The sequence below is a fragment of the Nocardia sp. NPDC041819 genome, assembly GCF_055590505.1.
Genome location: NZ_JBVJAP010000013.1, coordinates 1 through 13,120, shown reverse-complemented (window position 1 = coordinate 13,120; position 13,120 = coordinate 1). Strand labels below are relative to the sequence as shown.

Here is a 13,120-nt window from a genome sequence, read left to right as displayed (position 1 = left end):
CAGAGCCGCCTGGCATTCAGCGTTTGTTCTTGCGCTGGTTGGCGTTGAAGCGCGCCTTCTTCTGACGATTCCCGCACGTGTTCATGTCACACCATTTGCGGGTGCGACTCTGGCTGGTGTCGAAGAAGGCGGCTCGGCAGGTCGGCGATGCGCACAGGGCCAACTTTCCGTCGCGTTCGCCTGCGATGATGCTGATCGCGTCGGCGGCGATCACGCCTAGAGCATCTTCTACGCAGGAAGCCGAGCCGAGTCGCCATTGACGACTGCCCTCGGGCGTCAGGATGGCCGCCGCCCGACCCCCCATGCTGCGGTCATTGATGACTCGGACAGCAGACGCGGGCAGAGCGTCATGAATCGCGGCCGCTGTCGCGGCGGCATGAATCGATTCCCTCAGTTCCCGGGCGAGTTCGAGCTGAGCGGTGGTACAGGAGTCCACGGCCAAGCCGCTCACGACCAGCCAGTCGACGAGGCGCTGCGGCGTGGGAATGCGTTCCACCGGGTCGCCATGACGCTCCGACAGAGTTCCCGTGAAGCTGGTCGCCAGCACGTTACCGAGGCGAAAGTCAGGAGGCCCAGCAGGCATGGAACCACCTTAGCTGGTTGCCAGCCGATGCGGAGCCATGTTAGAACCGTCTTAGCCGGTTCTCGACATGCCGTGGCCGGTTCCGCGACGACCAGGAGGTCTCATGCCCGCACTCGGCCACCTCGATCCGGTTTTTCCGCCCGACCTCGGCGTGCAAGCATTCGAAGCCCACGCGAGTGACGCCGACCTCGACGATCTGCGCGCGCGACTGGCCGCGGCGCGGCTACCGGAGGCCGAGACGGTCTATCGCGCCGCGCCCGACCCTCGCCGATGGGATCAGGGTGTTCCTCTCGCCGACCTCGTCGACGTCGTGGACTACTGGCGCACCGGGTACAACTGGCGGTCGTTCGAGGAGCGGCTCAACCGGATCGGCCAATTCCGCACGACCATCGACGATCTGGGAATCCACTTCCTGCACCGCCGATCCGCGCGCGCGGACGCCACTCCTCTGATCTTGACGCACGGCTGGCCGGACAGCATTGCTAGGTTCATCGATGTAGTAGACGAGCTGGCAGATCCGAAAGACGCAGACGCGCCGGCGTTCCACGTCGTGGTTCCGTCGCTACCAGGCTTCGGTTACAGCGACAAGCCGGCCACCACCGGGTGGGGAACCGAAAAGATCGCGGCCGCATGGGTGGAACTGATGGGAAGGCTCGGCTACCGCAAGTTCGCGGCCCACGGCGGCGACTGGGGAGGCAATATCACCACGGTTCTCGGCGGCAGGTTCCCGGAGCGTGTTCTCGGCATCCACACGACATTCGCGGAGGCGCCGCCCGGGTTGACAACGGACGGGCTGACGGCGGTCGAGCGCGAATGGACCGAGGAAACCCGCGATTTCTGGAGTGGATCGTCGACACGCCTCCGCGCGGCGTACGCGAAGCAGCAGGCGACCCGGCCGCAGACCATCGGCTACTCGCTCGTCGACTCACCGGTCGGGCTACTCGCCTGGATCCTCGACAAGTTCGCCGAGTGGAGCGATACCGAGGACAGCCCGTTCGAGACGATCTCCAGAGACCGCATTCTCGACGACGTCACCCTGTATTGGCTGACGCGGACGGGAGCGTCGTCGGCCCGCATCTACTACGAGAGCCACAACTCGCTCGACCCCGAACTTCGGGTCGACGTCCCCTCGGCACTCACCATGTATCCCCGCGACATCGAGAAGTGCCCGCGCCCTTGGGCACAGCAGCGGTACCGACAGATCGTCCGATGGAGGACGCCCGAAACCGGGGGACATTTCCCGTCGCTGGAGGTTCCCGAGTATTTCGTCAAGGACCTGCAAGAAGGCCTCGCGGCAGTGCTGGACGCCAGTGGGTGATCGCGGCCGTGCCCAGAGCCCCGACCGGAATCGGGGCCCCTTGAAATTCCATGGTTTCTGGCCTCTGAACTGCGGTTCGAGATTTCGGGACAACTTTCGAGGAGGGCTCGCGACCTGCGGGTTTTCATCCAAGTATTGATGGCATCAACATCGATCAACTCTCCGTACACTCACGGCGTGGTTCCCACCAAGCGCCCCTTCCCGCTGCTGCAACCCGCATCGACGTCCGACCCTGGGGCCATTCGCTTCAACGATTGGACGGCGTTCCGTCAGCTCGGGATTCTGTATGACCACTGGACGTTGAAGTCCTGGGCGCCCGGTCAGTCGGGCTACTACTGGTATCTGACCTTCGACGATCCGGCGCTGACCGATCTCGCCGAACGGTGTCAGAAGGTCCTCGCGGACGACGGAATCGACCCGGTCCCCCTCGACGCTCTGCACATGACACTGCTGAACGTCGGCAAGGTCGGCGATATCTCCAGCGAGCAGCTCACGGGTATCGCCGCCGCGGCACGTTCACAGCTGACCGACATCGCGCCGTTCGATGTCGAGGTCGGGCCGTTGACCGGATCCCGAAGTGCGCTGCGTTTCTCGGTCACGCCATGGGACAACCTGCTCGATCTGCACCGCGCCCTGCGCGAGGCGACCGCCACCCACCGGCCGACGAGCCGCCTCGCCGAGACGACCGAGTTTCGGCCACACCTCGGGATCGGCTACATCAACCGCTCCCAGAACGCTGCGGCGCTGATCGCCGATGTCTCCGCTCTGCGAGACCTACCACCGGTCACTGTGCGCGTGAACACGGTCGACCTCGTCGAGTTGCGCCGCGACGGCCGCCGGTATCGCTGGATCGACCGCGCCGTCCTACCCCTCGGCTGAGCGCCTAACCTTCCGGTGCCGAGAACTCTCGCGCGGACGACGACCACTTTTGCAAGGAGTCGAGGTACTCGCCTGGGCCGCGTGCAGGGATCGCTCCTATGAGCGCGCCGAGTTCGTGTGCCCGCTGCCAGACCGATCGGATCGGCCGATCGCTGGATACTTCGAGCGCCTCGACGCCGAGCTGCGCGGCCTGCTCGACATCTCGACGCCGTCCGGCACCGAGCATCGCGGTCGCCATGTCGAGCCGCACCAGAGACCGGCTCCATACCGAGTCGGATTCGGCGACTCTATCCTCCACCTGCTGCCCGTAGTCGAGGCAGCGCTCATACTCACCGGCTGAGAGAAACGCGGTGGCCGCGTTCGCCATCAGCCGCGCCTCCCCGTACGGAGCGAAGGTCAATGCGGGCGTCAGTCCCGACCCGGTGTCGAGCGCGGCTGCCGTAGTTGTCGCGGCGGCGATCGCCGCCGCGACACCGGTCGAGTCTCCAACCTTGCCGAGAGCACGCGCCAGCCCGTTCGAGTACAGGCGGATGGACTGCGGGCCACCGTTCGCCAAGTCCAGTCCCTCGTAGGCTGCCCGGACAGCTGTCGCATAGTCGCCTTGGTAGTAGGCGCAGAAGCTCTCGGTGCCTTTCACCCACGCCTGCAGGTCGGTGTCGCCGAGTAGCTCACCGATGGCGAACGCCTCGCGGCAGTACATCCGGGCGTGCCCGAATCGTCCGCGGTTGACCGCCATGTAGCCGAGAACGCCGGACAGACGGCCCGCGATCGTATAGAGCGTGTGCAGCTGGGCAGGGTGCCGACGCTGGCCGAGCATCACCTCTACCTGGTGGCGGGCAGTGATCACTTCCGGTGCCAGTCGGCGCGGACCTTCCGATTCGTAGCGGGCGATGACGTCGTCGACGGCCATCGTCAGAATGTCGAGGACGTTGCCGTCCGCCTCCAGCTCGGACAGGCCCTGGACACGCCGCGCGATGTCCGTTGGACTGTCGAAGGTGTCAGCCACCGTACGCATGCTCGTGGGGCGCGGCCCTGGCATGAGTGCGGCTTCGAACCGCGCCCGCTCGGAATCGGTAAGCCGATCGAGCAGGGTATCCATGGCCGCCGCGTACTTGCCTGACAGCTCGATGGTTTCGCGCCGACCCTCCCACTTGCGCACGACTGCGACGGTGAACCCGAGGATCTCAGCGAACTCCGGCTGGCTGACACGCAACGCCGCGGTGCGTAATGCACGAACCTCGACCCCCGTCCACTTGGTCACGATCATCTGATCTGGCCCATCTGTGCGTCCGTTCGTGAAAGCCAGCGTAGATCTTCCGTAGTAGTCGCGTGGATTCAATCGCCGGTACTTCCGCTGGAAAGTGCTGGTAGGCACCTGACGCCGGGTGATGCCAGTCCATCGGTAGCACTGAGCCGCCCGATGGCGAGAGCCCCGGCGCCGGGTGCACACCAACGGCACCCAGCAGCGAGGACGGCATGAACGCGAAGGCAATCGGTTTCCTGCGCAAAGACTTGGCCGGCGATGCGCGACAGGACGCGACGACGATCCGCGAACTGGCCGACCGCGTCGGCTACACGCTCATCGAAATGCTCACGCCCCGTGCTGAGATCGAGCCCGACACGGCGACCTGGTTACTCGCGCGGGTCCACGGGCACCACGCCGCGGCTGTTGCGATCGCGGACGAGCGCCACATTCCCGAGCCCATGATGGATGCGGTCACCGCGGTGTGCAGTGTGGTCACTCCCATACGGATCATCCCCGGCCACGTCCAGTATCCGGCGGGCTGAGCCTTGAGCCTCGGACCGAACGCGATCGGATTCCTGCGGGTCGACATGCCCGGAGACGAGAGCGCGATCGAGCGCCTCGCCATAGAGCACAACTACTTCCTGATCGACACACTGAAGTTCGACGCCAGCGCGAAGACCATGGGTCTGATTCTCATGCAGGGAATCCACCAGGCGGACGCCGCCGCAGTGATCACGCCGAGCCTTCATCATGCCGCCGGGCTTCGGCGGGCGATCACGGAACTATGCGACCTCGTGACGCCCGAGCAGACGTACGAGCGGGGGCACAAGTGGCCCTCGCAGATCCCGACGATGTTCCCCTCCGGGATGTGATCGGCATGCATGGATGGGTCACCTTTGCGATCGGCCTCGGCGCCGCGCTCGTAGTCACGGTGCCGGTAGTCGCGGCTTCGATGTGGTGGCAGGTTCCCACCGACCGCGAGGCCGCTGAGGCCCGCGTCGCCGAGCAACGAATGGACCACACCTTGTGGGCCACAGGGTTCCCGCACGATGCGCCGGATCACGAACTCGGCGTCCAAGAGGCGCACCAAACAATGCAGCGGCATCGCGGGTGCCGCGCAGACGAGTGCCGGCGTAAGGCGGCAGCACGGCAAACCCTGATCAGCGCGGGCCGGATGAAGCCCGATAGCTCACGGGAGTACTGAGCATCCGCCGCATGGGGCGGTTCTGATCTCTCCCGTGGGGTGCGGGAGTAGTAGGTAACGGAGGATATCTGTGAGACACAACGTGATTCGGGCAGCCGTCACGGTTGTCGCTGCCAGCGCCGCATTGCTCGCCGGGCAGACGCTCACCACCGCGCCGGTCGCGCAGGCAACTGGCGGTTCCTGCTCGTTCGCTTTCAACAAGGAGCCTTACCTGCTGCACAACGCCGTCGTCGTAGGCGGCACAGTGAAATGCGACCCCGCCCCGATCGAGTTCTACCTCACGTTGCAGCTGTGGTACCGGTCGAGCCACAGCAATCCCACGCCGAAGGGGGAGCCAGCCGTTGTTAAGGACATCCCCAATCCCACTCGCCACGTCGCCGCAATGGCGTTGGACTGCCTGCCCGGCGTGTGGCAGGGCAAGATCGTCATGCGGGCTACCTGGGGCACCGGGACGGATGAGGTCCGCAAGGAGACCACCCCCCACCATCATCCCGTGCTAGGTTCACCCCGTGAAGCTGCTCTATCTCAGTAGCGGCCCTGTCACATGGTCGACTCGCTGGCTCTGGTTGCGCCAAACTCTGTACCTCCGGTTCCGGGGTGTCTCCCGCCCGCCCGGCTACACCAGGAAACTCCAGTGGAATTCTCGCCGCGAATATGGCGGATGGGTCATCCGGCCATCCATAGGATGGCGTCGGATCCGCTGGATAACCCCACCGCTGCACTACACGCGCGCCATCCCCGCTGACGACATGTACGCCGTCGGCAGCTGGATGTTGGAGAAGCTGGAGAAGTAAGTCCGGCCATCTCAGATACGGCGGGCCCGCCCGGTCCCCTTCCAGCAGCCGGAGTGAAACGCCGAACGCGCCCCAACCCGATACTTGGGTTCACGCGGTCGTCGCAACACTCTGGATTTGAGAGGTTGCGGCGGCCGTGTCGTTTTCTGGGGATTTGGCCGCGTTGGGTGACCAGTTGGTCGGGTTGGTCGGTGCCGGGGTGTCGGTGGCCGAGGCGGTTGCGGTGTTGGGGATCTCCCGGGGGCGGGGTTATGCGATCCTGCGGGCGAAGGGTGTGGCGCGGGGCAAGCCCAGAGACCCGTCACACTGAAGCGGCACTTGGCGAAAAAAGAACTCGCCACCCGAAGAGGTGGCGAGTCGCTGAAAGACCTTTTGGTGGAGCTAAGGGGAATCGAACCCCTGACCTTCTCGATGCGAACGAGACGCGCTACCAACTGCGCTATAGCCCCGTGCGGTTCCGGGGAACCGCGCTGTGACACTGTATCAGGCCATCCGCCCAGACTCCGAATCGGTACTCTGACCTGCGGTAACAGGTGGAGGCTATGCGCCGGCGGCGCGGCGCATGTCGCCGTTGGCTCGGGTGCGCAGGGCGCGGGCGGTGGCGGGGTCGAAGGGGTCGAGGTGGGCGAACATGGGGTCTTCGTCGTCGGGGTCGACCAGGGTGGAGCGGCGGCGCAGGGCGCGGGCGGTGTCGCGGTCCATGGTGCCGTGCGGGGCGCGGGCTCGACGGGCGTGCGGATCGGCCTCGTCCTGGTGGCCACGGTTGAGGCGGGCGGCGCGCCTGCGGCGGATCTCCTCCTCCATCCGCACCTGCTTGCGCAGGTAGGCCAGGTAGGTCACCAGCACGGTCGCGGCGAGCCCGCAGGCCCACCACAGCAAGGGGGTGAGAACCAAGGCGAGCGCGCCGGAGAGGATGGCGGTGAGCAGCAGGCCGAGCACGGCACGCTGCCGGAAGGTGTAGCGGGCCGCGCGCGCGATGGCGTCGGCCTCGGGGTCGTAACCGCCCCGGCCACGACGGCTGGGGACGAAATCCTGTTCCGCCGAGCCTCCGCCGTCGTAGTCGTCGTACTCGTCGTAGTCCACCCGCGCGGGCGCGGTGGAGCGCGCAGGCGGGATTCTGGCCGCGACCGTCTCGGGGTGGTATGCGCCCACGCCGCCATCATCGGTCTCCGCGTCGATCTTCGCAGCGACTTCGGCGGCTTCGGCGGCTTCGGCGTCGTCCGACCGCTCGGCGGCCGACTCGACCTCGTCCGACTCGACCTCGTCCGGTGCGTCGGTCCCGAAGGCGTCGACCTCGGTGTCGTCCGTTTCGGCGTCAGCGATGTCGGATGCCGCGACGTCGTCGGCCGCGGGCATGTTCTCCTCGTCGGTCTCGGTGACGGGCTCGTCGGCCGGTGTCGTCATCCGGTCCTCCGCATCATCGCTGTGGGGATACTTTCTCGGTACGCGGCGTCCATCGTGTCGCCCACGGGGCCGCCAGTTGGGATCGGTTTCGTGCCCGGCGGCCGGGCCTTTCCGCAGACGTCGTTTGCCTCCGCCGCGATGCAGGACCCTGGTCGCCAGCGCGGCGTCGGTGGTCCGGCGGATTCTCGGGTGGCGATCGGCGAGGATCGGGAACAGGACGAAGACCCAGAGCACGACCAGCCCGATCCACAGGATCGAATTCGGCATCGCGTCAGCACCTCCGTCCCGCCTGGGGTTTTGTCCGGCTCGGCCCGCGAGCGGTTCGTCACACGCTCCGCCCTCGGCCGGCCCCCGTCCGACGCAGCGGCGCGGACGCCGGTCCCCTCGCAGGCTCTGTGCCGATGACGCAAGACGCACCATCGACGTCCGTAGGCTAATTCCGGGTAGCACCAAGTTCCGGCAGGCGCGCCGTGCACATCCGCCACACCTGTCACATTTCCACCAATGTCACCGCGGCCGGGTGGCCGGATCTACAGCAGGGTGACGCGCCCCTCTCGCACCAGCCGGTCCACGACCGTTCCGGCCAACTCCTCGACGGTTATGCCGACCAGCAGGTGATCCCGCCAGGCGCCGTCCACGTCGAGGTAGCGCCGTAGCAGTCCCTCTTCCCGGAAACCGACATTGCGCAGCACCGCCTGGCTGGCCAGATTCTCCGGCCGGACGGTCGCCTCGACCCGATGCAGACCGACCGGCCCGAAGCAGTGGTCGAGACCCAGCGCCAACGCCGCCGTCGCGACGCCCTGCCCGCTGAGATCCTTGGCCACCCAGTAGCCGATCCAGGCCGAGCGCAGGGCGCCGCGCACGATATTGCCGACGGTCAACTGCCCGCTGAACACGCCGTCGACTTCGATCACCAACGGGATCATCGCGCCGCGCCTGGCTTCCGCCTTGAGGCTCGACCACAGCGACGGCCAACTGGAGGCGTGATTGCGCGCCTCCCACGACCCGCGGCCGGTCGGCTCCCACGGCTCCAGATGCGCTCTGTCGCGCAAGCGGATCCGGCTCCAGGACGCCGCATCGCGCAGCCGCACCGGACGCAAGGTCACCTGTCCCGCGGCCGCCCGGACCGGGCCCAGTCGCGCGGGCCACCCCGGATGCTGCGTGGCCCGGAAGACATTCATCGCGTCCACGTCTCAGCCACGCTGTGCGAGAAAGGCGACCTGGACTTCGTCACCGGTGCGGATCTCGGTGTCGTCCGGGTCGATCACGATCAAGCTGTTCGCCTCGGCGAGCGTGGCGAGCAGGTGCGAGGAGGAGTTCCCGTTGCCGAGCGGCTGTACGAGGTATTCACCGGTCGCTTCGTCCCGCATGAGCTGCGCGCGCAGGTATCCCTTGCGCCCGGCCATGGAAGTGATCGGGGTGATGGTCCGCGCGCTGATGATCCGGCGCATCGGTTGCCTGCGCCCCAACGCGATCCGGATCAGAGGCCGCACCATCACCTCGAACACGACCAGCGCACCCACCGGGTTGGACGGCAGCAGGAAAGTCGGCACCTCGTCGCGGCCGAGCCGGCCGAAGCCCTGCACGGAACCGGGATGCATGGCCACGCGCGTGATTTCGAGCTCGCCGAGCCCTTCCAGCGCCTCCCTGACCTGTTCGGAGGCCCAGCCGCCGACCGCGCCCGCGATGACGACCACCTCGGAGCGCACCAGCTGCCCCTCGACCACGTCGCGCAACCGGCGCGGATCGGAACTGACGATGCCGACGCGATTCACGTCCGCGCCTGCATCGCGAGCGGCCGCGGCCAGCGCGTAGGAGTTCACGTCGTACACCTGGCCGGGGCCGGGCGTCCGATCGATATCGATCAGTTCGCCGCCCACCGAGAGCACCGATAGTCGCGGGCGCGGATGCACAAGCACTTTGTCTTGACCGACCGCTGCGAGCAGACCGACTTGCGCGGCGCCGATGATGGTCCCCGCCCGCACCGCCACGTCACCCGGCTGAACGTCGTCGCCGATGCGCCGCACGTAGTCGCCGGAGCGCACCGGCTCGTACACCTTGATCCTCGCCCGGCCGCCGTCGGTGAAATCCAGCGGAAGCACCGCGTCGGCGAGGGTCGGCATCGGCGCGCCGGTGTCCACCCGGACGGTCTGGCGCGGCTGCAAGCGAATCGGCTGACGCGAACCGGCGACCACCTCGCCGACCACCGGGAGGGTCAGGTCGACGAGGTCACCCGCTTCGTCGCGGATGTCGGCCCCGGCGGAAGCCACATCGACGCTGCGCACGGCGTAACCGTCGATGGCGGCCTGATCGAAGCCGGGCAACGGCCGCTCGGTGACGACGTCCTCGGCGCACAGCAGGCCCTGGGCCTCGGAAATCGCGACCCGGACCGGCCGGGGCGCGACCGCCGCGGCGGTCACCTTGATCTGCTGATCCTCAACCGAGCGCATCCAGCCCTTCCTGATCCTCTCCGCACTCCATCCGGTCTCGCCTGCGCGGGCACGCGCGATCCCGCCGCGGCGCAAGCGCATTCGCGCGCACCGCGGTGACCATCATTCGTACCCGACGGTCCACGCTCGGCGAAACCCCCGGCCGGGTCCCTCAGTCGTCGGTCGTCAGCTGCGGATCCCAGTCCGGACCGAGGCGGTGCTGCAACCACTCGCGCAGGGCGGGACCGTATTCCTCTCGTTCCAATGCGAAATCGACCGCAGCACGAAGATAACCGCCCGGGTTGCCCAAATCGTGGCGCGACCCACGGTGCACCACCACATGAACCGGATGTCCCTCGGCGATCAGCAGTGCGATCGCGTCGGTGAGTTGCAGTTCGCCGCCCGCACCGGGCTCGATGCGGCGCAGCGCGTCGAAGATCGCGCGGTCCAGCAGATACCGGCCCGCGGCCGCGAACGTCGACGGCGCGTCGGCGAGCGCGGGCTTCTCCACCATTCCCTTGACGCGCAGCACGTTCGGGTTCACCGCGTCCGGCACCGGTGCGACGTCGAACACGCCGTAGGCGCTGACCTCGTCCTTGGGTACGTCGATGGCGCACAGCACCGTTCCGCCGCGCTTGCGGCGCACCCGGCACATCACGTCGAGCACACCGCGGGGCAGCACCAGGTCGTCGGGCAGCAAGACGGCGATGACGTCCTCGTCATCGTCGAGGGCCTGCTCGGCCTGGGCCACGGCATGCCCGAGCCCCAGCGGCTCCTCCTGCACCACCGAGGTCACGTCGAGCAGTCCCGGCGCCTTGCGCACCTTCTCCAGCAGCTTGAACTTGCCGCGCTCTTCCAGCGTGCTCTCCAGCACCAAGTCCTCGACGAAGTGCGCGACCACGCCGTCTTTGCCCGGAGAGGTGACGATCACCAGGCGCTCGGCGCCTGATCCGGCCGCCTCGGCGGCGACCAGCTCGATGCCGGGGGTGTCCACCACCGGGAGAAGTTCTTTGGGCACCGTCTTGGTCGCGGGCAGGAACCGTGTTCCGAGCCCGGCCGCGGGCACCACGGCCGTGCGGAAGCACGACTCCGCCGGGGCGCCACCGGGCTGTCCGGACTTTGCTGTCATACGCATACCCTATCCATCCATCACGCCGCCGGATCGGCGTCGAGCCGACTCGGTCCCGGGGTGAGCCTATGGTGATCCCTGTGGAGATGCCCGGCGAGCGCGATAAACATGCATGGCGCATCGAACTACTCGCCCGGCGAGCTGTGATGAGCGCCACGGAGCGCGAAAAAGAAGCGTTCGCCCTGGCCACGGCGATGGACACCTTGGAAGCCAAGGGGTGGGTCTGCGCCTACGTACCGGTGGCGGGTGAACCGGGATCGACGGCGATGCTGGACGCGCTGCTGGCCGGTGGCGCGCGGATACTCCTGCCGGTCACCGGGCCGCCGGGACCGTTGAGCTGGGCCGAGTACACCGGCGCGGACGCGCTGCGGCGGGCCCGCTACGGCTTGCTCGAACCCACCGGCGCTGTGCTGCCGCCGGACGCCGTGACCAGGGCCGGTCTGATCCTGGTCCCCGCCCTCGCGGTGGACTTGCGCGGCGTGCGGCTGGGTCGCGGCGCGGGCTACTACGACCGCACGCTGCCAGCCGCGCGTCCGGACGCGCGGCTGGTCGCGGTGGTCCGGGACGACGAGCTGGTCGACCGGCTGCCCGAGGAGCCGCACGATCGGCGCATGGGCTGGGCGCTCACGCCACGGGGCGGCCTGCACCGCTTGGGCGACCATTACGCTGGGGAATGAAACACCGATTGGCGGTGTTGGCACTGTCGGCTGTAGAGTGCCAGATCGACGAACACCGCGGAGGATCCTGTGCCTACTTACTCGTATGCGTGCACCCAGTGTGACAACCGCTTCGACATCGTTCAGTCCTTCACGGACGAGGCGCTGACCGTGTGCTCGGAGTGCTCCGGCAAGCTGCGCAAGCTGTTCAACTCGGTCGGCATCGTCTTCAAGGGCAGCGGCTTCTACCGCACCGACAGCCGGGGCGGCTCCACGACCGCCAGCGAGCCGGCCAAGTCCGACAGCGGTTCGAGTTCCTCTTCCGATTCCGGGTCGTCGAGTTCCGGGTCGTCGAGCGGGGCCACCGCATCCGCCAGCACGGCCGTGGCCAGCTGATCCGACGGCTTTCCACAGCCAGTCACCTATCCACAGCCCACCGTGATCCCGGCCGGGTGAGTGCGCGTCCAGCCATAGGATCCGGCCATGACTCGTGCATTCGCCGACCTCGGCCGCGGTGGCTGGAATCCGGCCGGGTGGCAGCGACCGCCCTGGGCCGACGCCGTGCTCGCCCGACGGCTGCTCGCGGCCGCGCTCGCCGCCGTCGCGGTCTTACTCTTCCTTCGCGGTGACCCCGATACCGAACGCACGACGGTCCTCGTCGCGGGCCGGGATCTGGCGCCGGGCCGACTCCTCGAAGCAGGTGACCTGCGCCCCGCACCGCGCGAGGCGGGCACGCTGCCCGCGGGTGCGGTCGCCGATCCCGCCGTGCTCGTCGGCGCGACGCTGACCGGCGCCATGCGGCAGGGAGAGGTCTTCACCGATCTACGCGTCGTCGGGCCGCGTTTGGCCGCGGCCGCGACCGGCGCGCGTGAGGCGCGCATCGTGCCCATCCGCCTCGCCGACACGGCGGTCGCCGACATCTTGCGCGCGGGTGATCGCGTGGACGTGATCGGCGCCGAAGACGCGAACGGCTCCGGCGCCCGTCCCGCCCGCACCCTCGCCACCGATTCCGCCGTCGTTCTCGTCGCCGGCGCGGGTGACGGACGCGGCGCCGCGGAACGCGTGGTGTTGGTGGCGATGGACGCCGAGCACGCTACCGCCGTGGCCGGGGCGTCACTGCGCACCGCGCTCACCGTCGTCTTCCATTGACCCGCCGACAAGCTTCGCCGAAGCACCACACCGAGAGGTGCCGATCCAGATTCGCGATCTGCTCGCCGACAGCCGAACCAGCGCGGGTGGGCGTAACTCACTTCGGCTGCGCCGCAAGTGGAACGGGCCCGTCATCGACGGGCCCGTTCGCGTTGCGCGCGTTGGTCTCCGGCTCAGCCGAGGCTGAAAGGCGCTCCCCACAACGTCACCCAGGTGATCACGTTGTCGGTCTCCACCTCGACGCTGACGAAAGCGCGCGCCTGGGCGTAGCCTCCGCAACCATTCAGACCGATGGTCTCATCGGCCCACGTCACCGAACCGGACGTGCC

16 protein-coding genes and 1 tRNA gene are annotated in these 13,120 nt (G+C 67.8%); 9 read left to right on the top strand and 8 right to left on the bottom strand.

Features of this window, described 5'->3' with window-relative positions:
- Window positions 1-16: 16 nt before the first annotated feature.
- Window positions 17-583, bottom strand: a complete 567-nt coding sequence (locus ACZ6DL_RS28955) for a CGNR zinc finger domain-containing protein (RefSeq protein WP_466055826.1) — start codon at window positions 581-583, stop codon at window positions 17-19.
- Between the two features lie 103 nt (window positions 584-686).
- Between ACZ6DL_RS28955 and ACZ6DL_RS28950 the strand changes: the two genes are divergently transcribed.
- Window positions 687-1,901, top strand: a complete 1,215-nt coding sequence (locus tag ACZ6DL_RS28950; RefSeq protein ID WP_466055824.1) for an epoxide hydrolase family protein — start codon at window positions 687-689, stop codon at window positions 1,899-1,901.
- Between the two features lie 177 nt (window positions 1,902-2,078).
- Entirely contained in the window at window positions 2,079-2,780 is a 702-nt protein-coding gene (locus tag ACZ6DL_RS28945) for a 2'-5' RNA ligase family protein (protein WP_466055822.1), read from the top strand.
- A gap of 4 nt (window positions 2,781-2,784) precedes the next feature.
- On the opposite strand, the gene ACZ6DL_RS28940 is transcribed toward ACZ6DL_RS28945, so the two are convergent.
- On the bottom strand, window positions 2,785-4,041 hold the full coding sequence (locus ACZ6DL_RS28940; RefSeq protein ID WP_466055819.1) for a helix-turn-helix domain-containing protein: 1,257 nt from the start codon (window positions 4,039-4,041) through the stop codon (window positions 2,785-2,787).
- 215 nt (window positions 4,042-4,256) lie between these two features.
- Here ACZ6DL_RS28940 and ACZ6DL_RS28935 point away from each other — a divergent pair, with 215 nt between their 5' ends.
- The 4 genes from ACZ6DL_RS28935 to ACZ6DL_RS28920 all read left to right on the top strand — a co-directional run bounded on the left by ACZ6DL_RS28935 (window position 4,257) and on the right by ACZ6DL_RS28920 (window position 5,762).
- The gene (locus ACZ6DL_RS28935) at window positions 4,257-4,568 is read left to right on the top strand and encodes a hypothetical protein (RefSeq protein WP_466055818.1); all 312 of its coding nucleotides are present in this window, start codon (window positions 4,257-4,259) and stop codon (window positions 4,566-4,568) included.
- A 3-nt stretch (window positions 4,569-4,571) separates the two neighbouring features.
- Window positions 4,572-4,898 (top strand): hypothetical protein, encoded by a 327-nt coding sequence (locus ACZ6DL_RS28930; RefSeq protein WP_466055816.1) that lies wholly within the window; start codon window positions 4,572-4,574, stop codon window positions 4,896-4,898.
- A gap of 5 nt (window positions 4,899-4,903) precedes the next feature.
- Window positions 4,904-5,230 carry a hypothetical protein gene (locus ACZ6DL_RS28925; protein WP_466055814.1) on the top strand — a complete coding sequence of 109 codons (327 nt, stop codon included), beginning with the start codon at window positions 4,904-4,906 and terminating at the stop codon, window positions 5,228-5,230.
- Between the two features lie 70 nt (window positions 5,231-5,300).
- Window positions 5,301-5,762: a hypothetical protein gene (locus ACZ6DL_RS28920; RefSeq protein ID WP_466055812.1), complete on the top strand. Its 462-nt coding sequence runs from the start codon at window positions 5,301-5,303 to the stop codon at window positions 5,760-5,762.
- 635 nt (window positions 5,763-6,397) lie between these two features.
- Here ACZ6DL_RS28920 and ACZ6DL_RS28915 read toward each other — a convergent pair.
- The 5 genes from ACZ6DL_RS28915 to ACZ6DL_RS28895 form a co-directional block, all read right to left on the bottom strand.
- Window positions 6,398-6,473, bottom strand: a tRNA-Ala gene (locus ACZ6DL_RS28915).
- Between the two features lie 91 nt (window positions 6,474-6,564).
- On the bottom strand, window positions 6,565-7,695 hold the full coding sequence (gene sepX / locus ACZ6DL_RS28910; RefSeq protein WP_466055810.1) for a divisome protein SepX/GlpR: 1,131 nt from the start codon (window positions 7,693-7,695) through the stop codon (window positions 6,565-6,567).
- A 263-nt stretch (window positions 7,696-7,958) separates the two neighbouring features.
- Window positions 7,959-8,609, bottom strand: a complete 651-nt coding sequence (locus ACZ6DL_RS28905; RefSeq protein ID WP_466056068.1) for a GNAT family N-acetyltransferase — start codon at window positions 8,607-8,609, stop codon at window positions 7,959-7,961.
- A gap of 12 nt (window positions 8,610-8,621) precedes the next feature.
- Window positions 8,622-9,878: a molybdotransferase-like divisome protein Glp gene (gene glp / locus ACZ6DL_RS28900; protein WP_466055809.1), complete on the bottom strand. Its 1,257-nt coding sequence runs from the start codon at window positions 9,876-9,878 to the stop codon at window positions 8,622-8,624.
- 151 nt (window positions 9,879-10,029) lie between these two features.
- A complete protein-coding gene (locus ACZ6DL_RS28895) occupies window positions 10,030-10,986 on the bottom strand; it encodes a UTP--glucose-1-phosphate uridylyltransferase (RefSeq protein ID WP_466055808.1) in 957 nt (318 codons plus the stop codon).
- 68 nt (window positions 10,987-11,054) lie between these two features.
- Between ACZ6DL_RS28895 and ACZ6DL_RS28890 the strand changes: the two genes are divergently transcribed.
- The 3 genes from ACZ6DL_RS28890 (at window position 11,055) to ACZ6DL_RS28880 (ending at window position 12,791) form a co-directional block, all read left to right on the top strand.
- On the top strand, window positions 11,055-11,663 hold the full coding sequence (locus ACZ6DL_RS28890) for a 5-formyltetrahydrofolate cyclo-ligase (protein ID WP_466055807.1): 609 nt from the start codon (window positions 11,055-11,057) through the stop codon (window positions 11,661-11,663).
- A gap of 69 nt (window positions 11,664-11,732) precedes the next feature.
- Window positions 11,733-12,038, top strand: coding sequence for an FmdB family zinc ribbon protein (locus ACZ6DL_RS28885; protein ID WP_466055805.1), 306 nt, complete (start codon window positions 11,733-11,735; stop codon window positions 12,036-12,038).
- 87 nt (window positions 12,039-12,125) lie between these two features.
- Entirely contained in the window at window positions 12,126-12,791 is a 666-nt protein-coding gene (locus tag ACZ6DL_RS28880; protein WP_466055803.1) for an SAF domain-containing protein, read from the top strand.
- Between the two features lie 173 nt (window positions 12,792-12,964).
- Here the strand turns inward: ACZ6DL_RS28880 and ACZ6DL_RS28875 are convergent.
- On the bottom strand, window positions 12,965-13,120 hold a 156-nt coding region (locus tag ACZ6DL_RS28875; protein WP_466056066.1), incomplete at its 5' end, for an MspA family porin.